At 66.8% G+C, this 20,360-nt stretch carries 19 protein-coding genes and 1 tRNA gene; 11 read left to right on the plus strand and 9 right to left on the minus strand.

Translation table 11 applies throughout. The features are described 5' to 3' along the window. Window positions 1–68: 68 nt before the first annotated feature. Complete coding sequence (locus tag JW792_RS05360; RefSeq protein ID WP_135996677.1) at window positions 69–1,844, minus strand: N-acetylglutaminylglutamine amidotransferase; 1,776 nt, start codon at window positions 1,842–1,844, stop codon at window positions 69–71. Between the two features lie 258 nt (window positions 1,845–2,102). Between JW792_RS05360 and JW792_RS05365 the strand changes: the two genes are divergently transcribed. Then, the gene (locus JW792_RS05365) at window positions 2,103–2,645 is read left to right on the plus strand and encodes a DJ-1/PfpI family protein (RefSeq protein ID WP_135996675.1); all 543 of its coding nucleotides are present in this window, start codon (window positions 2,103–2,105) and stop codon (window positions 2,643–2,645) included. Here JW792_RS05365 and JW792_RS05370 read toward each other — a convergent pair. The 3 genes from JW792_RS05370 to JW792_RS05380 form a co-directional block, all read right to left on the minus strand. Continuing rightward, window positions 2,642–4,468, minus strand: coding sequence for an acyl-CoA synthetase (locus JW792_RS05370; protein ID WP_158291633.1), 1,827 nt, complete (start codon window positions 4,466–4,468; stop codon window positions 2,642–2,644). The genes JW792_RS05365 and JW792_RS05370 overlap by 4 nt on opposite strands. Before the next feature lie 2 nt (window positions 4,469–4,470). Next, complete coding sequence (locus JW792_RS05375) at window positions 4,471–5,838, minus strand: spinster family MFS transporter (RefSeq protein WP_135996671.1); 1,368 nt, start codon at window positions 5,836–5,838, stop codon at window positions 4,471–4,473. Window positions 5,839–5,978: 140 nt separating this feature from the next. Beyond that, the gene (locus JW792_RS05380; protein ID WP_135996669.1) at window positions 5,979–8,291 is read right to left on the minus strand and encodes a TonB-dependent receptor; all 2,313 of its coding nucleotides are present in this window, start codon (window positions 8,289–8,291) and stop codon (window positions 5,979–5,981) included. 187 nt (window positions 8,292–8,478) lie between these two features. On the opposite strand from JW792_RS05380, the gene JW792_RS05385 reads away from it, so the two are divergent. Genes JW792_RS05385 through JW792_RS05395 form a run of 3 tightly spaced genes read left to right on the plus strand, consistent with a single transcriptional unit; the run spans window position 8,479 to window position 10,947 of the window. Continuing rightward, window positions 8,479–9,138: a TetR/AcrR family transcriptional regulator gene (locus JW792_RS05385; RefSeq protein ID WP_135996667.1), complete on the plus strand. Its 660-nt coding sequence runs from the start codon at window positions 8,479–8,481 to the stop codon at window positions 9,136–9,138. A 13-nt stretch (window positions 9,139–9,151) separates the two neighbouring features. Then, window positions 9,152–10,018 (plus strand): alpha/beta fold hydrolase, encoded by an 867-nt coding sequence (locus JW792_RS05390; RefSeq protein WP_135996665.1) that lies wholly within the window; start codon window positions 9,152–9,154, stop codon window positions 10,016–10,018. After that, window positions 10,015–10,947 carry an alpha/beta fold hydrolase gene (locus tag JW792_RS05395; protein ID WP_241095068.1) on the plus strand — a complete coding sequence of 311 codons (933 nt, stop codon included), beginning with the start codon at window positions 10,015–10,017 and terminating at the stop codon, window positions 10,945–10,947. Before JW792_RS05390 ends, JW792_RS05395 begins: the two co-directional genes overlap by 4 nt. Here JW792_RS05395 and JW792_RS05400 read toward each other — a convergent pair. Together JW792_RS05400 and JW792_RS05405 are read right to left on the minus strand one after the other, a co-directional pair. Beyond that, window positions 10,944–11,306 carry a rhodanese-like domain-containing protein gene (locus tag JW792_RS05400; RefSeq protein WP_135996663.1) on the minus strand — a complete coding sequence of 121 codons (363 nt, stop codon included), beginning with the start codon at window positions 11,304–11,306 and terminating at the stop codon, window positions 10,944–10,946. The two genes, JW792_RS05395 and JW792_RS05400, sit on opposite strands and share 4 nt — an antisense overlap. 20 nt (window positions 11,307–11,326) lie before the next feature. After that, on the minus strand, window positions 11,327–12,403 hold the full coding sequence (locus tag JW792_RS05405) for an Mrp/NBP35 family ATP-binding protein (RefSeq protein ID WP_135996661.1): 1,077 nt from the start codon (window positions 12,401–12,403) through the stop codon (window positions 11,327–11,329). Between the two features lie 125 nt (window positions 12,404–12,528). Here JW792_RS05405 and JW792_RS05410 point away from each other — a divergent pair. Next, window positions 12,529–12,621, plus strand: a tRNA-Ser gene (locus JW792_RS05410). A gap of 341 nt (window positions 12,622–12,962) precedes the next feature. Here JW792_RS05410 and JW792_RS05415 read toward each other — a convergent pair. The 3 genes from JW792_RS05415 to JW792_RS05425 are packed head-to-tail and all read right to left on the minus strand — an operon-like array spanning window position 12,963 to window position 15,072. Next, window positions 12,963–13,364 (minus strand): hypothetical protein, encoded by a 402-nt coding sequence (locus JW792_RS05415; protein ID WP_135996659.1) that lies wholly within the window; start codon window positions 13,362–13,364, stop codon window positions 12,963–12,965. Then, on the minus strand, window positions 13,361–14,695 hold the full coding sequence (locus JW792_RS05420) for a recombinase family protein (RefSeq protein ID WP_135996658.1): 1,335 nt from the start codon (window positions 14,693–14,695) through the stop codon (window positions 13,361–13,363). Before JW792_RS05420 ends, JW792_RS05415 begins: the two co-directional genes overlap by 4 nt. Then, entirely contained in the window at window positions 14,692–15,072 is a 381-nt protein-coding gene (locus tag JW792_RS05425) for a DUF2924 domain-containing protein (protein ID WP_206340905.1), read from the minus strand. Before JW792_RS05425 ends, JW792_RS05420 begins: the two co-directional genes overlap by 4 nt. On the opposite strand from JW792_RS05425, the gene JW792_RS05430 reads away from it, so the two are divergent. From JW792_RS05430 to JW792_RS05455, 6 genes are all read left to right on the plus strand, one after another. Next, window positions 15,056–16,246 carry an AAA family ATPase gene (locus tag JW792_RS05430; protein WP_206340906.1) on the plus strand — a complete coding sequence of 397 codons (1,191 nt, stop codon included), beginning with the start codon at window positions 15,056–15,058 and terminating at the stop codon, window positions 16,244–16,246. The genes JW792_RS05425 and JW792_RS05430 overlap by 17 nt on opposite strands. Before the next feature lie 434 nt (window positions 16,247–16,680). After that, window positions 16,681–17,217 carry a crossover junction endodeoxyribonuclease RuvC gene (locus JW792_RS05435; protein ID WP_135996656.1) on the plus strand — a complete coding sequence of 179 codons (537 nt, stop codon included), beginning with the start codon at window positions 16,681–16,683 and terminating at the stop codon, window positions 17,215–17,217. Beyond that, window positions 17,214–17,666: a DUF6362 family protein gene (locus JW792_RS05440; protein WP_135996654.1), complete on the plus strand. Its 453-nt coding sequence runs from the start codon at window positions 17,214–17,216 to the stop codon at window positions 17,664–17,666. The genes JW792_RS05435 and JW792_RS05440 overlap by 4 nt, the downstream gene beginning before the upstream one ends. 54 nt (window positions 17,667–17,720) lie before the next feature. Further along, on the plus strand, window positions 17,721–17,996 hold the full coding sequence (locus JW792_RS05445; RefSeq protein WP_135996652.1) for a type II toxin-antitoxin system TacA family antitoxin: 276 nt from the start codon (window positions 17,721–17,723) through the stop codon (window positions 17,994–17,996). Then, window positions 17,993–18,511 carry a GNAT family N-acetyltransferase gene (locus JW792_RS05450; RefSeq protein ID WP_135996650.1) on the plus strand — a complete coding sequence of 173 codons (519 nt, stop codon included), beginning with the start codon at window positions 17,993–17,995 and terminating at the stop codon, window positions 18,509–18,511. Before JW792_RS05445 ends, JW792_RS05450 begins: the two co-directional genes overlap by 4 nt. 471 nt (window positions 18,512–18,982) lie before the next feature. Next, window positions 18,983–20,359 (plus strand): site-specific DNA-methyltransferase, encoded by a 1,377-nt coding sequence (locus JW792_RS05455; RefSeq protein WP_135996648.1) that lies wholly within the window; start codon window positions 18,983–18,985, stop codon window positions 20,357–20,359. Window position 20,360 lies beyond the last annotated feature (1 nt).

The following is a 20,360-nucleotide window of genomic DNA, read 5'->3' on the forward strand; positions in this document are numbered from 1 at the left end:
TGGACGGCCTGCGCCTTGCGCGGCTGATCTGAGGTTTTCTTCGGGTTCAAGGCGGGGCTCCCCGTTTCCTAGAGACCGTGGGTCTCGAGCCACATGGCGAGCAGCCCGATCTGGTAGAGCTTCGAACCCCTGAGCGGGGTGATGTGCTCCTCCGGGCTCTGCAGAAGCCGGTCGAGATAGGCCGGGTTGACGATACCCTTGCCGGCGAAGGACTCCGAGGAGATCGCGTCGCGCACCTTCTGCAGATAGGGCCCGCGCAGGTATTTCAGGGCCGGAACGGGGAAATAGCCCTTGGGCCGGTCGATCACCTCGCTCGGGATCACCTCGCGGCCGATATCCTTCAGGATCCCCTTGCCGCCCTGGGCGGTCTTGTGCTCGGCGGGCACGCGCGCGGCGGCCTCGACGAGCTCGTGATCGAGGAAGGGCACACGCGCCTCCAGCCCCCAGGCCATGGTCATGTTGTCGACGCGCTTGACCGGATCGTCGACCAGCATGACCTGGGTGTCGATCCTCAGCGCCTTGTCGATCGGCCGGTCCGCGCCGGGCCGTGCGAAATGCTCCTCGACGAACTTGCGCGGCAGGTCGCGCCCGGTCAGCCAGCGCTCCTGCAGCATCTCGCCCATCTCCGAGCGGTCGCGGTCGAAGAAGGCCTTGGCGTAGGTGCCGAGCGGATCGTTGGTGTCCAGCATCGGCGGGTACCAGTGATAGCCGGCGAAGATCTCGTCCGCGCCCTGGCCGGACTGGACCACCTTGACGCGCTTGGACACCTCCTCGGACAGCAGGAAGAAGCCGATGCAGTCATGGCTCGTCATCGGCTCCGACATGTTCTCGATCGCCGCGTCGAGCTCGGTCAGCGTGCGCGCGGTGTCGATCTCGATCTTTTTGTGATCGGTGCCGAAATGCTTCGCGATGATGTCGGAGTACTGGAACTCGTCGCCGCGCTCCTCCCCGACGCTCTCGAAACCGATGGAGAAGGTCTTGATGCCGTACTGGCCGGCCTCGGCGAGCAGGCCGACGATGAGCGAGGAATCCAGCCCGCCGGAAAGCAGCACCCCGACCGGCACGTCGGCGACCAGGCGGCGCTTGACCGCGCGCCGGAGCTCGGTGTGCACGAGGTCCTTCCAGTCCTCGTAGCGATAGCCGCGCTCGTGATCCTTCGGATTGTAGTCGACATCCCAGTAGCGCCGCGTCTGCCTGCGCCCGTCCGGTTCGATGCGCATCAGCGTGGCGGGGGGAAGCTTCCTGATCCCCTTCACAATCGTCCAGGGCGGCGGCACCACGGCGTGGAAGCTGAAATAGAAGGACAGCCCCTCGGGATCGAGACTCTTGTCGATATCGTCGTAGCGGGTGAGCGCGGTCAGCGCCGAGGCGAAGCGGAAGAAGCCCTCGCCCTCGCTGTAATAGAGCGGCTTGATGCCCAGCCGGTCGCGGCCGACGAGAAGCCGGCCGGTATCGCGCTCGGTGATGGCGAAGGCGAACATGCCCTTCAGGCGCTGGACGAAGTCCTCCCCCCAGGCGTGATAGGCCTTCAGGATCACCTCGCTGTCGCCGTTCGAGAAGAACTTGTAGCCCTGGGCTTCCAGCTCCTCGCGCAGTTCCTTGTGATTGTAGATGCAGCCGTTGAACACGAGCGACAGGCCGAGCTCGCCGTCCACCATGGGCTGCTCGGCGGCGTCGGTGAGGTCGATGATCTTCAGGCGGCGGTGCGCGAAGGCGGTCCGGCGCTGGGAGAACAGGCCGGCGGCGTCGGGGCCCCGCCGGTTCATGCTCTCGGCCACCTCCTGAAGCTTGCCGAGTTCGGGAAGGGAATCGTCGAAGCGGATTTCACCCGCAATGCCGCACATGCGTGATTGTCCTCGAAGTCAGTTATCGAAAAAGATTTGTTGTCCAACGCGAGCCACGCCGAACCCGTTGCCGCCGGACCATGCCGGTTTCACAGTGGAAATCAAGGTTCGCCACCCCCGGCAATCGACGCACGAATAACCCTCATGATTGGAAAAAAGCGGTGGAACGGTTGACCGCGCGTCCCGGTTACTTACGTTCCAGACCATCGCGAACAGTTTTTGTTTATGACGCGCTGACCCCGGCGCACTGGAGGATTTATGGCCGCACCGCACCGAAACGCACGACAAAGACGCATCGACCTCAACCAGGTCGGTGAGGCGGGCCGCGTGCTCGCCCTGCTCGCTGACGGGTTCGATGTGCCCGATTTCAACCGCGCCGCCTACCAGGCCGAGCGCGGCGGCTTCAAGACCCTGATCGCGAGCCCCAACAAGTCGCTCGTTTCGGGCCGTTCGGACACACGCGAGGAGATGAACTTCGTGGTCGACATGGCGCCCGCGGACGCCGGCGTGGACAAGTTCGAAGGCCTCGTCATCCCCGGCGGCGAGCGGTCGACCAAGCTTCTGATGGAAAGCCAGGACATGCGCCTGCTGGTCCACGACTTCGTCAAGGCCGGCAAGCCGGTCCTCGCCCTCGGCGAGGCGGTCGCGCTGCTGGCGGAGGTGTCCGAGAAGCAGGGCGTGGAGGGCGATGCGGCGCTGGCACTGAAGGGCGAGGTCTTCGCCGGCTCCGGCGAGGACGCGGCGGAAGACGCCTCCAAGGCCTTCGTCGATGCCCTGGAAGTCACCGCGAACGCGGCCTAGGCCCTTTCCCAGGCGAATGCGAAATCCGCGAGCGCGCCGGCAACGGCGCGCTCGTTTTCGTCGGTGAGCCCGCTCACCCTCACCACCAGCCCGCGCTGCTTCTCGGTGCGGGCGGTGACGTCGAGCCCCGTCAGGCCGGCGCCTTCGAGCGCCTCGCGCGCGGCGTGGACGGCGGCGTCCTCGCGCAGGGCGGGCTTGAAGATCTTGCCGACGGCCGTCACCGGCATCTCGGCGATGATCCGGATCGCCTTCGGCACGGCGGGGCGTTCGTCGACCTCGGTCTTCGCGAAGGCCATGAGATCGGCCTCGCTCACCTCGGCCCCCTCGCGCAGCACGACATAGGCGACGGGAACCTCGCCGGCATAGGCGTCCGGCTGGCCCACCGCGGCGGCGAGCTCGACCGCCTCGTGGCGGCTGAGCGCGTTCTCGATCATGCCCGGATCGATATTGTGCCCGCCGCGGATGATGAGGTCCTTCGCCCGGCCGGTCAGCCAGACATAGCCGTCGGCGTCGAAGCGGGCGAGATCGCCGGAATTGAGCCAGCCGCCGGGCAGGAAGAGGTCCCTGTTCTTGTCCGCCTGGCGATAGCCGGGGATGACCGTCTCGCCCTTCAGCGCGAGCACGCCGACCTCGCCGGGCCTGGCGTCGCGCTCGTAGGCGCCGGTCTCGTCGAGGATCGCAACCTTGACCTGGTGATAGGGCATGCGCAGGCCGATCGAGCCGACGCGCCGTTCCCCGTCGCGCGGATTGCAGGTCGACACGCAGGTCGATTCGGTCATGCCGTAGAGTTCGAGGATCTTGATGCCGGTGGCTGCCTCGAAGCGGGTGAAGACGCTGACCGGCATCGGCGCGGCCCCGACGACCCCGTAGCGCAGCGAGGAGACGTCCGCCTCGCCGACCGGGCGGTCGAGCAGGCTCGCATAGATGGTCGGCACGCCGGAAAACACCGTCACGCCATGGGTCTGAACGAGGCTCCAGAAGCGGTCGAGCAAAGCCTTGTTGCGAAAGCCCGACGGGCCGCCGAGCACGAGCGTGGCCCCGGCCGCGAGCGGGGCGAGGCCGGTGAGGATCGCGGCATTGGCGTGGAACAGCGGCAGGCCTGTGAAGACGACGTCCTTCTCCGACAGGTCGAGCGCGCAGCGCAGCATCCACGCCATGGCGGTCTGGTTGGCATGCGTCTGCTGGGCGACCTTGGGCGAGCCGGTCGTGCCGCCGGTATGGAAATACGCCGCGATGCGGCCGGTATCGCGCGCCAGTTCGAAGGCGAGCCGGTCGCCGGGGCGGGTCTGCATGTCGGCGGCGTAGTCGATCCAGTCCTCGCCCTGCGGCACGCCGCGTACGGCGATCACCGTGAGGGGCCGCCCAAGGCGGGCGCGCACCTCGCGGATCTTCTCCGCGAGCGCGGGATCGGCCCCGTCCACCACGACGGCCCTCGCCCCGACCGCGTCGAGGATGTCGGCGATGGCGTGGGCGTTGAGCAGGGGATTGACCGGCGCGGCCCCCGCCCCGGCCGCCGCGCCCCACAGCACGAAATGGGTTTCGGCGAGATTGGGCAGGAGATAGCCGACCGGCGCGCCCTGCCCGGCCTCGTGCAGGAGGTTCGCGGTGCGCGTGATCGCCGCGAGGGCCTGGTTGTAGTTCCAGCGGCGCGGCTTGCCCTGCCCGCCCTCGGGCAGGTCGAGGATCGCGGTGCGCTTTCCGAACCGGCCCGCCGTCTCGGTCAGCGTGCGGTAGACATCGCGCGTCGACAGGCGCGCGCCGAGCGGGGTCTCCTCGATCCGCTCGATGTCCTGGAGGGACCGGATCGCAGGAAACCCGCTCACCTCTACTTCTCCCAGTCGTCCGCGATGGTGCGCGACGCGATGAGGAAGAGCAGCCCCGCCACGAGGTAGAGCGAGGCGCCGATCATGATCGAGTAGCGCAGGGACTCCTCGCCGAATATCGGGTTCATGAGCGTCGACAATTCGCCCAGCACGTAGATCCCGACCCCGATGCCGAGCAGGTTGTTGATCAGCAGGAAGGTCGCCGAGGCCATGGAGCGCATGTTCGCCGGGGCGAGATGCTGGAAGGCCGACAGGGTCGGGCCGAGCCAGGCGAGCCCCAGGCCGGTCGGGATGATGAACAGCGCCGTGGCGACCGCCGCGTTCGGCGACAGCGTGCCGGCGATGTAGAAGGGGAAGGTCAGGAAGAAGGCGATCGCGGGCACGAGCGCGTACATCTTCTTGGAGCCCTTGCCCATCAGGTCGCCGAGAATCCCGCCGAAGATGATGCCCAGGCTGCCGCCGACGAAGAGCACGCCGCCGAACAGCCAGCCGCGGTCGATGATGCCGAGATCGAAGCTGCGCGCGAAGAAGCTCGGGATCCAGAAGAACACGCCATAGCCCATCATCGAGGAGCACGAGGCGCCGAAGGTGAGGAACCAGAAGCTCGGCTTCTTGGCGAGCACCTTAAGCACGTCGAGGAAGCCGGGCTTGGCCTCGTCGGCGGCCTCGGCCGGAGCCGCGGCGCTCGGGCCCTCGCCGGGTTCGGGCAGGATCTTGGCCTCGGCGGTCTTCGCCTTGACGTCCAGCCCGCCGCGCTTGGGCTCGCGCAGGGTCAGCTTGAAGATCGGCGCGACGACGAGGCCGGCGAGCCCCACGATGATGAAGGCCGCGCGCCAGTCGAGATTCTCGCCGAGCGCACCGCCGGCGATCTGCGCCCCGGCGATCACGCCGAAGGCCGAGCCGATGGGGATGCCGAGCGAGTAGAGGGCGAGCGCCCTCGCCCGGCTCTGGGGCGGGAAATAGTCCGCGATCAGCGAGTAGGAGGGCGCGACACCGCCCGCTTCGCCGACCCCGACACCGACGCGCGCCAGGAAGAGCTGCCAGAAATTCTGCGCGAAGCCGCACACGGCCGTGAAGCCCGACCAGACGGTCAGCGACACGGTGATGATCCAGGTCCGGTTGGTGCGGTCGGCGAGCCAGGCGATCGGCACGCCGAGCGTTGAGTAGAGCGCGGCGAACGCGATGCCGCCGAGCAGGCCGAGCTGGCGGTCGGTCAGGCCGAGCTCCAGCTTGATGGGCTCGGCGAGGATGGAAATGATCTGACGGTCCAGGAAGTTGAACGCGTAAACGACGAACAGCATGAGCAGCACCCAGGCCCGATAGCCTGTGCTCGGCGGTTTGACCGCGCTCGGTGCGGTATGATCGGTCATGGTTCCTCCCCGGAAATTTCTGTCGTCAGGCGGCGCCGTTGCGCTTCGCCGGTACGAGCATGGACCGCGCCGGGCCCTTGCCGCAAAAGAAAAACGCCGCCCACCGGAGACGATGGGCGGCGTCGTTCAGGTCATGGCGCCTAGTAGCGGTAGGTGACGGTCGCCGTCACGGTGCGCGGGTCACCGTAGAAGGCGGTCAGCGTGCCTTCGAGGCCGAGCGTGGAGCTCGTCACGAAGTCGTAGCCCGCCACCTTGTAGCGCTCGTCGGTCAGGTTGCGCCCATGCACGCCGAGCTGCCACTGTCCGGAGCCCGACTCCCACACCGCGCTGAGATTCCAGAGCGTGTAGGCTTCCTGGTCGATCGGGCTCGCGAACTCGAACTGCTGCACGTCGCCCTTGTAGAAGAGCGAGTTGACGACGGACAGCTCGCCGCCGTGGAGCGGGGCGGAATAGGCGAGCTGCAGGCTGCCGGTGGTGTCCGGCGTGTTCTGCAGCGAGGCCTGGTCGGAGACATCGACGCCGAAGGCGTTGATGAACTGCTTGTACTCGCCATCGAGCAGGCCGAGCGACCAGGAGAGCGTGAACTCGTCGCCGGCCACGAAGGCGTCCGAACCGAGAACGCCGAAGCCTTCCCATTCCAGACCCATGATCTCGACCTCACCGGCGTTGGTGGTGACACCGGTAAAGGTGTCGCTCACGCCGTCGCCGTCGGTGTCCACGCCGACCGAGCCCGGGATCTGGACGTCGGTATAGTCGGTGTAGAAGGCGGCAAGCGAGTGGCGCCAGTTGCCCCAGTCGGCCTTCCAGCCCGCCTCGTAGCTGTTCACTTCCTCGGGTTCGAACTTCATGAACTCGAAGACTTCATCCGCACTGACCGTGCCGTCACCGTCGAAGTCCGGCGCGGCGCTGGTCTGGCCGCGCGGGTCGAAGCTGCCGCCCTTGAAGCCCTGCGAGTAGGTGAAATAGACGTTCGAGCTGTCGGTTACGTCATAGGCGAGCGAGAAGCGCGGGGAGAAGTCGTCCCATTCCTCGCTGCCCTGGAAGTTCGAGGTCACCGCGATCGGGAAACCCGGGCCGCCGAAGAAGTCCGAGGCCCCGCCGAGCAGGAGCTGGCGGCGCACGATCGAGCTGCGCTCGTCGCTGGTGAAGCGCCCGCCGAGCGAGACGTTCAGCCGGTCCGTCACCTCGTAGGTGAAGTCGCCGAACACCGACCAGGTCTCGGTGCTGACATCGCCGAAGGTCTGGGCGTTGAGGCCGGGCAGGCCGATCAGCGCGCCGGTGGTGCCGAGGATCACGTCGAAGATGGTCGAGGAATTGGCGTCGAGATAGTAGAAGCCCATCACGCCGGACAGCCGGTCGCCCTCATAGAGCATCTGCAATTCCTGCGAGAACTGGTCGTTCTCGTAGATCGCCGGCACGTCGAGATCGGCCTCGGGAAGGCTGTCGAAGTCGATCGGCGTCGTGCTCTCGTCTTCGCGGTAGCCGGTCACGCTCTTGAAGGTGACGCGGTCGCTGAAATTCCACTCCGCGGTGATCTGGCCGCCATAGGCCTCCACCTGCTGCTCGGGGAAATCCAGTCCGGCGCGGGTGTCGTACTCGTCGTCGAGCACCGGATAGGTGAAGGGCGGGAACCGGTCCGCGATCAGGCGATGGCCCTGGCGCGGGTTGGAGTTGTCGAGCGTGTAGTCGCCCGAGATGCGGACCTGGAAGTCCGGTGTGAGGTCGAACTCGGCCGAGGCGCGCGCCGCCCAGATGTCCTTGTTGTAGTTCTCGATGCCCTGATAGAGGTTCGTACCGAAACCCTCGCGGGAGAAGCGCGCCACCGCGCCGCCGACGCGCACGGTGTCGGCAAGCGGCGCCGAGCCGTGCACGATCGTGTCGAACTGGTTGTACGAGCCGACATTGACGCGAGCCGTGAACTCCGGCTCGTCCGACAGGGAGCGGGTCACGTACTTGACCGCGCCGCCGATCGTGTTGCGGCCGTAGAGCGTGCCCTGCGGACCGCGCAGCACTTCGACGCGCTCGACGTCATAGACCTCGAGCACCGCCGCCTGGGGACGGTTCATGTAGACATCGTCGATATAGACGCCCACGCCGCCCTCGAAGCCGGCGACCGGGTCCTGCTGGCCGACGCCGCGGATGAAGGCGGTCAGCGTGGAGTTCGTGCCGCGCGACACTTCCAGCGTGGTGTTCGGGGTAACGTTGCCGAGGAAGGTGATGTCCTGGGCGCCGAGATCGAGCAGCTGCTCGCCGGAGAAGGCCGTCACCGAGACCGGAACGTCGACCAGACGCTCCTCACGGCGCCGGGCCGTCACGGTGATGACGTCGCCGCGGCTTTCCTCGACCGCTTCGGGCTCGGCATCCTGGGCGAAGGCGGCCGGCGCGCCGACCGCGAAGAGCGACAGGCTCGTGGCGAGCGCGCTCGCGCCGAGTATCGTGGACTTGAACGACATGGTAGGTCCCTCCCGTGGAATCGTTCCTCGCCCCGGCTCGGGGGCGTTCGCCGCGATACTTTCAACGTTGAATGAATTGTCAAGAAAAATTAGACTTCGCTTCACGGATCGGAAAGGAGTGCAGCAGATCGGACACACCGATGCCGGCCCCGCAGGCGGCCGGGCTGCCAATCGAGGACACGGACAGATGCCGGACGGACGCATGAATCGGCGCGGCGAGGCGACCCGCCAGAGACTGCTCGACGCGGCAGAGAAGCTGTTCGCGGCCAAGGGCTTCCATGGCGTCACGGTACGCGCCATCGCCAAGGATGCGGACGCCGATCCGGCCCTCGTGGCCTATTATTTCGGAGGCAAGCGCGAGCTGTTCGACGCGGTGCTGATGCGCCGCGCCGACATCCTCAACCAGATTCGCGTCGCCGAGCTCGATGCCTGCGAGGCCGATGCCGGGCCGGGCGGACCGAGCGTGGAAAAGATCATCAAGGCCTTCACCCATCCCATGCTGGAGCGTTCGGCGAACGGCGGGCCGGGCTGGAAGAACTATTTCGCGCTGGTGGCCCAGATCACCAACTCGCCCGAATGGGGCGGCGCGGTGATGACGAAGTATTTCGACCCGATCGCGACGCGCTTCCTCAACGCGATCAAGAAGACGAAGCCGGACTGGAGGGACGAGGACATCTACTGGAGCTATCATTTCCTGTCTGGTGCGCTGGTGCTGACCTTCGCGGAGACCGGGCGCATCGACAATCTGTCCGGGGGCTTGTGCCGGTCGAGCGACATCGCCAGCGTGCACGAGCGCCTGCCGAAATTCATCGCCGCCGGCTTCGAGCGCCTGCAGCGAGCCGACTGAGCGAAGGGACGTCATGACCGGATATTCCGAACACTATTTCACCGCCCCCGACGGGGTGCGCACCTATTATCGCCGCTATGGCGCGCAAGGGGCCGGCACGAAGCTGCCCGTGCTGTGCATGCACGGCCTGACACGAAACTCGAAGGATTTCGAGGAGGTCGCCCCGATGATCGCGGCCCTCGGGCGCGACGTCGTCGCGATCGACGTGCGCGGGCGGGGCAGCTCGGACCGCGACCCGAACCCGGAGAACTATCATCCCGGCAAATACGTCGAGGACGTGATCGGCCTGCTCGGCCAACTCGGCTGGACGCGCCTCGTCGCGGTCGGCACCTCGATGGGCGGGCTGATGAGCATGATCCTCGCGGCCCAGAAGCCGGATCTCCTGGAAGGCGTGGTGCTCAACGATATCGGACCCGAGCTCGACCCGAAGGGGTTCGGCCGCATCCAGACCTATGTCGGCGGGACCGCCGTCTTCGACAGCTGGCAGGAGGCCGCCGAGGCGATCCGCGAGATCAACCAGGTCGCCTTCCCGAAGGAAACCGGAGACGCCTTCTGGCTCACTTTCGCGCGCCGCGTCTGCCGCCAGCGCGAGGACGGAAGGATCGTGCTCGACTACGATCCCGCGATCGCCACGGCGGTCAAGCAGGGCAATGCCGCCCCGCCCGACCTCTGGCCCTTCTTCGATGCCCTCGCCCCGGCGCGCCTCCTGCTCATCCGCGGCGCGATCACCGATCTTCTCTCCGAGGAGACCGTGAAGAAGATGGAGGAGCGCCATCCCGGCATGCGCACGGTCAATGTGCCCGATGTCGGCCACGCGCCGCTGCTCACCGAGGCCGAGGCCCAGCGCGCCATCACCGAATTCCTGCACGAGTGCGAATGATGTGGCTGCGTGTCCTCGGCGTCGTCATCCTGCTCGCGGTCATCGCGATCGCGTGGATCGCCTTCCTCTCCCGTCCGGTCGACACCGGCGAGATCCGCGACGAATACCTGCTGGGGAGCGACCGCTATGTCGAAGCGGCCGGCATCGCCTGGCGGGTGCGCGAGACGGGGCCTGAGGACGGTCCCGCCCTCGTCCTCGTCCACGGCTTCTCCCACAGCCTGGAGGCCTTCGATCCCTGGGCCGAGCGGCTCGACGAAGCATACCGGGTGATCCGCTTCGACCTGCCGGGCCATGGCCTCTCGGGTCGGCCGCAGGACGCGGACTATTCCAATGCGGCGACGGTGGAACAGGTCGGCGCGCTCCTCGACGAGATCGCGCCGGAGCGCTTCGCGCTGGGCGGCAATTCGCTGGGCGGCCTCCTTGCCTGGCGCTATGCGGCGCAGAATCCGGACCGGGTGGCCGCGCTCGTCCTGGTCAGCCCCGGCGGCTATTCGATCAACGGCGTGACCGAGGAGCCGGTGGAGGTCCCGCCGGGCGTCGCCTTCTACCTCAGGAGCGCAGCCGAGCCGATGGTACGCGCCGCCCTCTCCGCGCTCTACGCCGACCCCTCCAAGCTCACCGGGCAGGAGGTCGAACGGGTGACCGCCTACATGCAGCGCGAGGGCAATGGCGAGGCCATGGTCGCGCGGCTCGAGCAGTTCACGCTTCCCGATCCCGAACCGGTCCTCTCCGGCATCGAGACGCCCACGCTCATCCTGTGGGGCGAGCAGGACGCCATGATCCCGGCCGAACACGGCGCGCGCTTCGCGGCCGTCATGGCGAACGCCCGCCTCGTCACCTACGAGGATGCCGGCCATGTCGCGATGCAGGAACTGCCCGACGCGACGGCCGCCGAGGTGGAGGCCTTCCTGGAGGAGGTCTGGCGCTAGTTCCGGACCCGCACCATCTGGCCCGTGGAGGGCTGGATGGCGAGCGTCTCGAAGCCGGCATCCTTCCAGGCCGACAGCCCGCCGGCGAGATGGGCATCGACCCTCACGCCCGCCTGCGCGGCCAGCTGGGCGGCCCGCTCCGAGCGCTTGCCGGCAGCGCAGTGCAGCACGATCCGCTTGTCCCCGCCGGTCGGCAGGGCCTCCGGCTCGAAGGTGGACAGCGGCATCAGCAGCGCGCCCGCGATCCGCTCGGCGGCATACTCGTGCGGCTCGCGCACGTCGATGAGGACGATGCGTCCGGCGTCGAGCGCCTCGGCGACTTCTTCAGCGCTCAGGTCTTCCAGCTCGGTGTCGCTCATCGGGTCTCTCCAAGGATCGGCTAGTCTTCGAAAACGATTTCCGGCGCCGGACGTTGCGCGTCCTGCGCCGCGTGCAGCATGGCGTCGGCCGCGCGCTCGAACGCCTGGGCGACCGGCCCGCCCTTCAGCACGATCAGCTCGCCCCGGTCGGACGCCTCGCGCAGCGCCGGATGCAGCGGGATCTCCCCGAGGAAGGGGATGCCCAGATGCTCGGCCTCGGCGCGCGCCCCGCCGCGCCCGAAGATCTCCGAGCCCTCCCCGCAATGGGGACAGATGAAATAGCTCATGTTCTCCACCATCCCCAGCACGGGAATGCGGGTGCGCTCGAACAGGGCCATGGCCTTCTTGGCGTCGTCCAGGGCGAGGTTCTGCGGGGTCGAGACCACGACCGCGCCGGTGATCGGCGTGCCCTGGGCGAGGGCGAGCTGGACGTCGCCGGTGCCCGGGGGCATGTCGACGATGAGCACGTCGAGCCCGCCCCAGTTCACGTCGTCCATGAACTGGCGCACCGCGCCGGTGACCATCGGCCCGCGCCAGACGACCGGATCGCGCTCGCCGACCAGGAAGCCCATGGAGACCACCTTCACCCCGTGCGCTTCGACCGGCTCGATCCCGGCATCGGACTTCTTCAGCCCCGGCACCTTGGTCAGCCCGAACAGGCGCGGCGCGGAGGGGCCGTAGATGTCTGCGTCCATGAGCCCGGTGGCCAGCCCCGCCTTGGCGCACGCGGCGGCGAGATTGGCGGCCACGGTGGACTTGCCGACCCCGCCCTTGCCCGAGCCGACCGCGATGATCAGCCTAGCCGGCGGCGCCTTGGCCGCGCGCTGACGCCCTGGCGCGTCGGGGCGCGGCTTCTGCCCGCCGCGCGGCGCCTCGAAGATCACGCGCACGCGCTCGATGTCGGCGCGCGCGCTGAGCGCCGCCTCGACATCGCGCTTCAGGGCGGCGGGATCGTCCTGCGGCCCGCCGGGCGCGAGGATGACGGTGGCCACCGCGTCGCGCGCGTCGAGGCCCATGAGACGCCCGCTTTCGGGCAGCGGCTTGCCCGACTGGGGATCGGTGACGGCGGCGAGGGTTTGTGTCAGGTCACTGCTCATGCCCCCGTGTCTAGCGCGTCCGCGCCGCGCACAGAAGCCTTGCGCCCGCCCGCGGCGCCTCCATCTCACACAAAACGGCAGTGCGTACTTGATCGGCTTCGCGAAAGGCGGCTAAACCCGCCGGTGGAGAGGTGGCCGAGTGGTCGAAGGCGCTCGCCTGCTAAGCGAGTATACGGGGTAAACCCGTATCGGGGGTTCGAATCCCCTCCTCTCCGCCATTATCCTGTCGCGAACTCTGAGCGACGCGTCTTGAGCGCCGGATTTCTACCAAGTTTCAAAGAGGTTTGCTGGAGCCGTCCGAACCTCGGAGACTGGCGCAGCGCCGAATTTCGGTCTCTGAACGGCTTTCGTCTCTAACCGAGCGAACCTCGTCCGACCCGGTTCGGCTTCGCTAAAGCCAACGTTTTCAGCCAGTTCCGTCCATCGCATCGGCTCACCTTCTGCGGCCGTTCTTCCGGCTGGCATCGTCACCCAGAGAACGCGGGGTAGGCGTTCCATGGCGAGTATGGGGGCAATAGCCCGCATCGCATCGTAGCTGGCGAGATGTGATGCCATCTATTCAGCGGGCTTGTATGTTTCCCTCAAACACTATCCCCATCTGCTCCGCCCACGGCCGGTCGGCAACTGTGACGAGGTCGTTCAGCGAAAGCGCCGGTGGCACGCGCCTGATGACGAGGTGTTCGAGCACCTCCGGCGACAGATAGGCGAGCCGCATCATTCGGCTGACGAACCGGTCGGAGACCTTCTCGGCTGCGGCGATATCCTGAATGGTGGAAGCGGCACCGGATTCCAGCTGCCGCCGCCAGTTCCAGGCGCGGGCGATGGCACGCAGCACATGAGGGTCTTGAGACTGGCCGTCCCGGTCCATCACCTCGTCGGGCGGCAGGATCTTCGGCCGCCCATTGCGTTTGCGGATCGTCAGGGGAATGATGACGCGGATGGTGTTCGTCGAGTCGGTCATGCATGGGCCTCCGTCTGGCGGGGGGCCATCATGTCCCGCAGGACCGAACCCAGACCCTCATGGCGCAAATCGACGGCGATGCCGTCTTCGCCGACGGTCACCCGCTCGACCAGAAGCTGGACGATGCGGGTTTGCTCCGCCGGATAGAGCGCCGCCCAGAGCTGATCGAACTCGCCGAGCGCCGTGACGACCGCCTTCTCTTCGACGGTCGGGTTCTCCTCTCGAAGGGCCTTGATCGTTCGGGCCGCGATCTCGGGCGCGCGGATCATGCGGCGGATTTCGCCGACGACGGCGTCCTCGACCATGCCTGCCGGCAAGCGCAGCGGGCCCGAGGCGTCGCCGGTCGGGCGGTTTCGGATCAGGTCCATCGAGGCGTAGTAGCGGTAGAGGCGCGTGCCCTTCTTCGTCGCCGTCGGCGTCATCGCTGTGCCGGTCTCGGTGAAGATGATCCCTTTCAGCAAGGCCGGCGTCTGGCGGCGGGTGTTCTTCGCCCGCAGGCGCGGACTCTCCTGCAGGATGCCGTGCACCTTGTCCCAGAGATCCTGATCGATGATGGCCTCGTGCTCGCCCGGATAGGCCGTGCCCTTGTGCACGGCCTCCCCGAGGTAGACCCGGTTGTTGATCAGTTTGTAGAGGAAGCCCTTGTCGATCGGCTTGCCGCGCTTGTTCAGAACGCCCTCGGCCGCGAGCGCTTTGGCCAGCGTCGCGGCGGAGCCGATGGCGACGAAGCGCTCGAAGATCATCCGGACCGTCGCGGCTTCCGCTTCGTTGACGACCAGCTTGCGGTCGCGCACGTCGTAGCCCAGCGGGACGTGACCGCCCATCCACATGCCGCGCTTGCGGGATGCCGCGACCTTGTCCCGGATGCGCTCGCCGATCACCTCCCGCTCGAACTGTGCGAAGCTGAGAAGGATGTTCAGGGTCAGGCGGCCCATCGAGGTCGTGGTGTTGAACGACTGCGTGACCGAAACGAAGGTCACCTGATTGCGGTCGAAGATCTCGACCAGCTTGGCGAAATCCATCAGCGAGCGCGACAGCCGGTCGATCTTGTAGACCACGATCACATCGATCAGACCGGCCTCGACGTCCTGAATGAGACGCTTCAAGCCCGGGCGCTCAAGCGTGCCACCGGAGAAGCCGCCATCGTCGTAGCGTTCGCGAATGGTGGCCCAGCCTTCCGCTTTCTGGCTCGTCACGAAGGCCTCGCAAGCATCGCGCTGGGCGTCGAGGCTGTTGAACTCCATGTCGAGCCCTTCCTCGCTCGACTTGCGGGTATAGATGGCGCAGCGCTGGCGGCGCGGTATGATGGCGACGGCTTCCTGACGATTCATCGGTCGTCCCTCCGGGCCTCACGTAGGCCGAAGAAGCGGTAGCCGTTCCACTGCGTGCCGGTGATCGCCCGCGCCACCGCCGACAGCGACTTGAACTTGCGCCCCTGCCAGTCAAAACCGTCGTTTATCACCGTGACGGTGTGCTCCACCCCGTCCCATTCACGCACGAGGCGGGTGCCGACCACCGGGTTGCGGGAATCCGCGATGATCGTCTTGCTCCCGACCCGGCCCGCGATTTCATCGGCCAGCAAGTCCAGCGTCCGCCGCGTCTCGCGGGACAGGCCGCCGAGGGTCGCCGTGCCGCCGATGTCCGCGCTGCCGGTTTTCACGCTCGGCGCACTGCTCGACGACGTGAGCCCGATGCCCGACGACATCATCGCGCCGCGCTTGCTGACGCCTGGCGGGATGCTGGTGCTCGGCGGCGCCCCCAAGGTCGGCAAGAGCGACTTCCTGATCAGTCTGCTGGTCCACATGGCGGCGGGCGTGCCCTTCCTCGGCTTTGCGCCGAGCCGGCCCTTGCGGATCTTCTATCTGCAGGCGGAGATTCAGTACCATTACCTCCGGGAGCGCCTCCAGGCCATCCGGATCGAGCCGACGCTCCTGGCCGCGGCGCGCGATAATCTCGTCGTCACGCCGAAGGTCCGCATGCTGCTCGACGCCGGCGGCGTGGGCCTGACCATCGCCGCGGTTCGCGCCCACTACGGGCATGGCGCGCCCGACATCCTCTGCATCGACCCGATCCGCAATCTCTTCGATGGGGGTCCGGACGGCGGTGGGGAGAACGACAACACCGCGATGCTCTTCTTCCTGCAGGAGCGGGTCGAAGCGCTGCGGGACGGCGTAGCCCCGGATGCCGGCCTGATCCTCTGCCATCACACCCGCAAGATCACCAAGAAGCAGCTCGTCGAGGACCCGTTCATGGCGCTCTCGGGCGCGGGCAGCCTCCGCAGCTTCTACACCTCCGGCGTGATCATGCACCGGCCCGACGAGGACCGACCGGAGCGGATGCTGCATTTCGAACTGCGCAATGGCCCCGGCATCGAGCCGATGATCGTCGACAAGGCGGACGGACGCTGGATCGCGATCGACCGCTCGGAGACAAGGCTGGTGCGTCGCGAGTTCGGCGAGAAGCTCGACGCCGAGCGCGCGCGCAAACACGACGTGATCCTTCAACTGCTCTTCGATGAGGCCGAGGCCGGCCGGCTCTATACCGCGCTGCAGTTCGCCGAGAGCTTCGAGAACCAGGCCGGGCTCGGCGGCAAGGACACGATCCGCGAACGGATCAGCGTGCTGGCCACGAAGGGTTTCATCAAGTTCGTTCGCGATGGCGCGCCGTTCGGTCTGCCGACCTCGCGCTCGAAGTTCGGCTATCTCTGCGTCGAGGGCATGACGTTCCCGACCGGAGAAGAGACGGCAGACCCCGACACCGGCGAGGTCATGCCCGTCCGGGTCCAGGTCCTTCCCAGCACCTACAAATGCCCGCAGAGCGGCGCGGCGCTGCCGGTCGAAAACCCGCTCATCTGGGTCTATCAGACGCAGGAGACCTCGTGATGCACCGGCTCACGTCGCCTACGCGGACTTACGCAGATTCAAGTTGTGGCAAGTTGGGACAAGTTTGGCAGTCAGGTCCCCAACTACTTTCGCTGCACCTAGCAAAGCCGCGCACCGTCCCGACGTCTCGCGCACATTCAAGTTGGGAAAGCCCGTCACAACTACCTTGGCTCCAACGCGCTCCGCTGCGCGGCCTTTCGCAGATTCAAGTTGGGAACGCGACCCACACAATAGGCCGTCCCAAATTCGATTTCTCCAAAAGATTCAACGTGTTGATGCGCTCTCGAAGTTGTGGGGGTGAAAGCCACCCCCTTCGGGGGTGGGGGAGAACCGCGCCAAGCGGGTTCTCCCACTCCCACCCCCAGGGGCTTCGCGCGCGCAGGCACCGTGCCGTCCATCCCCTCACCGACATCAGACGAGAAGGACCCACCACCATGAGCCAGTGCCCGTCACCCATCCCCAGGAGCGCGCGCCCTTCGGCCCCGGTCATCGCCACATCTGCGGGCGGCGCCATTCTCGCCCTCGACCTCGGCACCACGACAGGTTGGGCGATCCGCGGCCCCGACGGTCTCATCACCAGCGGCACCATCTCGCTGCGTCCGGGCCGCTACGACGGGGGCGGCATGCGCTACCTGCGCTTCACCAACTGGCTGACCGAGATCGATCGGCTGTCCGGGCCCATCGCGGCGATCTGGTTCGAGGAGGTCCGGCGACATGTCGGCACGGATGCCGCACATCTCTACGGCGGTTTCCTGGCGACGTTGACCGCTTGGTGCGAGAGGGAGGGCGTGGCCTATCAGGGCGTGCCCGTCGGTACGATCAAGCGCTTCGCCACGGGCAAGGGCAATGCCGGCAAGGATGCAGTCGTCGCCGCCGTTCGCGCCCGCGGCTTCAGCCCCGCCGACGACAATGAGGCCGACGCCATCGCCATCCTGCTCTGGGCGATCGAGACCCGGGGAGGCGTGCTGTGAAGTGGACGCCGAGCCTGGTCGAGGAGCGGCTGGCGGAAGCCGCATCGGTTTTGAAACGACTGCCGGAGCCCCGCCGGCAGGGTTACTTCAACGTCTGGCCGGAGATCCTTCACAGCTTCGCCGACAAGGTCGGGCAGGAGCCAAAGCCGATGCGCGTCATCCCATCACCCGCCGCGATCAGCCGGATGGAGGAGACGCTCAGCTGGACGGTGGGGCTTGATCCGATCGACGGCAAGATCGTCTGGCTGCGCGCCTACGGTGAGCGATGGAAAACCATCTGCTGGACCGTCGGATTGCAGCGGTCGGCGGCGCACGAGCACTGGCTCTATGCGCTCTGCGTGATCGCGTGGCGGCTAAACCGACGTAAAGTCCCCCGGCTCCGGTCGCGCCGCTACGTGATTGAAATGGTCAAAGGGGCTTGCGAGGACCCGGCCAGTCACCCCAATTAACTTCTTGTCCGTACGTTGTCCGTATGATACAGAAATTGGGACAGGAGATCAGCCATGCCCGTAGCCGAAGCCAAGTCCGAACGTATCGAGGTGCGCACCACGCCGACCATGAAGGCGCTGCTGCAGCGTGCAGCCACGTTTTCGCACAAGAACGTGACGGAGTTCCTGCTCGAGGCGGGCATTCATGCCGCCGAGGAAGCGCTCGTCGATCGGCGCATGTTCCGGCTGGATGACGCCCAGTGGCAAGCATTCCAGGATGTTCTCGACCGCCCCGTCCAGAGCAAGCCGCGCCTCGCCAGACTGCTCGCCGAGAAGAGCGTGCTTGAGTGACGGCGGAGAACCAATCGTTCTCTGCCGTCCAAAAGCTCGATGCCTCCCACGACGTCGACGGGTTTGATTGCGGCAAGGAACCTCTCGATCGATTCCTGCAACGCCACGCTCTGGTCAACCAGAAAGCGGGCAGCGCTCAGACCTATGTCGTGTGCCGCGGGGAACAGCGTGTCGCGGGCTATTACAGCCTCGCGGTCGGTGCTGTCGAACATGCCGAGGCACCCGGTCGAGTCAGCAAGGGGCTTGCCCGTCATCCGATCCCGGTGATGCTCCTCGCTCGTCTTGCCATCGACCGGGCCGAGCAGGGAAAGGGGCTGGGCAAGGCGTTGCTCAAGGATGCACTGCTGCGCACGGCTCAAGCTGCCGACATTGCAGGTATCCGAGCGCTGCTCGTGCATGCCAAGGACGATGAAGCGCGCGCCTGGTACGAGCAGTTCGACTTCGAACCGAGTCCGACCGATCCCTATCACCTCTTCCTGCTGATGAAAGATCTGCGGGCGCTTCTCGGCGAGTGATCGCAAGCTCGCGAAGCGAAGCGGAAAGTGTCCGCCGGGCACTTTTCGAAGAGACGAAAACCCCGGTTCTTGGGTAAATTCTGGCTATCCTCGGGAGAAGCGCGCGCGTCGCGATCACGAGCGCACGGATCCTTTCGCTGGAACCGATCCAAATAAAGGATCCGCACTGATCCTTTCGTAACGGATCGGTGCCCATTCACGCCAACATCGCCTGAGCATTCGAGTTCACGGGTCCTTCCTGGCGGAAATCGTATGCTGGCGGGCGAAGCGCGATGGATCGCCAGCGACAGGGCCGGATTTTTGGGAAGCCACCCGGAATCCGGATCCACGCAGATCCCGAGAAAACACCAACGAACACGCGCCTGATGGCCGGACGCCCGTCGCGCCCGCTGGACCCCGCACGGAGTCCAGCGCGGCCTCCGGAGTCCAGGACCACAGGTGTCCACTTCGATCCACGGACCCATCCGACCCATGACACTGAGCTTCGCCCCCGAGCGGATCGAGACCTGGCCGCTTTCGCGCCTCCAGCCCTACGCCAAGAACGCGAAGGTGCACGGCGCGGACCAGGTCGCCAAGATTGCCGCCAGCATGGCCGAGTTCGGCTGGACCGTGCCCTGCCTCGTGGCCGAGGACGGGGAGCTGATAGCGGGCCACGGCCGCGTTCTGGCTGCCACGCAGCTCGGGCTGACGGAGGCGCCGGTGATCGTGCTCGGTCATCTGACCGAGGCGCAGCGCCGGGCCTATCGCATCGCGGACAACAAGCTGACAGAACTCGGAAGCTGGGACGAGGCGTTGCTGTCCGCCGAGCTGCAGGGACTGCTGGCCGAGGACTTCGATCTGTCGCTGGTCGGATTCTCCGACGGCGAACTCGACAAGCTCCTCGCGCTCGACCTGGACGCAGACGATGAAGACAGCGGGGCTGGCGGCTCGGTTCCGCCCGTGACCATACCCGAGCCGCCGCGCAATCCGGCCTCCCGCAAGGGCGATCTATGGATCCTCGGCGATCACCGGCTTCTCTGCGGCGACAGTACGAACCATCAGGATGTACGCCGTCTGATGAACGGCGAGCGTGCGGTCCTGTTCGCCACCGACCCGCCGTATCTCGTGGACTACGACGGCTCGAACCACCCGACGCGGAACAAGGACTGGAGCCAGTCCTACGGCGTCACCTGGGACGACAGCTCGCAGGGCGCGGAGCTTTACGACGGCTTCATCGCCGCGGCCGTGGCCGAAGCGATCACCGAGGACGCCGCCTGGTACTGCTGGCATGCCTCTCGCCGCCAGGCGATGCTGGAAGCGTGCTGGGAGAAGGCCGGCGCCTTCGTCCATCAGCAGATCATCTGGGTGAAGGACCGCGGCGTCCTGACCCGGTCCCATTACCTCTGGAAGCACGAGCCCTGCTTCATGGGCTGGCGCCGCCCGAACCGCCCGCCGAAGGTCGCCGAGGAGACGCTGCCCTCGACCTGGGAGATGCCGTCCTTCGCCAAGGATGAGCGCCCCGACCACCCGACGCCGAAACCGCTCGACGCGTTCGGGATCCCGATGCGCCAGCACGTCGCCCGCGGCGGGCTCTGCTACGAGCCGTTCTCCGGTTCCGGCTCGCAGATCATGGCGGGCGAAGCCAACGGGCGCCGCGTCTTCGCGATGGAGATCAGCCCAGCCTATGTCGATGTCGCCGTGGAGCGCTGGCAGGCGGACACGGGCCGCGAGGCGGTCCTCGACGGCGACGGCCGGACCTTCGTGCAGGTGAAGACCGAACGGTTGGGCGGCGACGAAACCGCATCCACGGAAACGACCGACAGCGAACCCGTGTCCGTACCCGCGCGAAAGCGCAAGACCGCCGCGTGAC

Origin of the sequence: Marinicauda algicola, assembly GCF_017161425.1 — a bacterium.
GTDB lineage: Bacteria > Pseudomonadota > Alphaproteobacteria > Caulobacterales > Maricaulaceae > Marinicauda > Marinicauda algicola.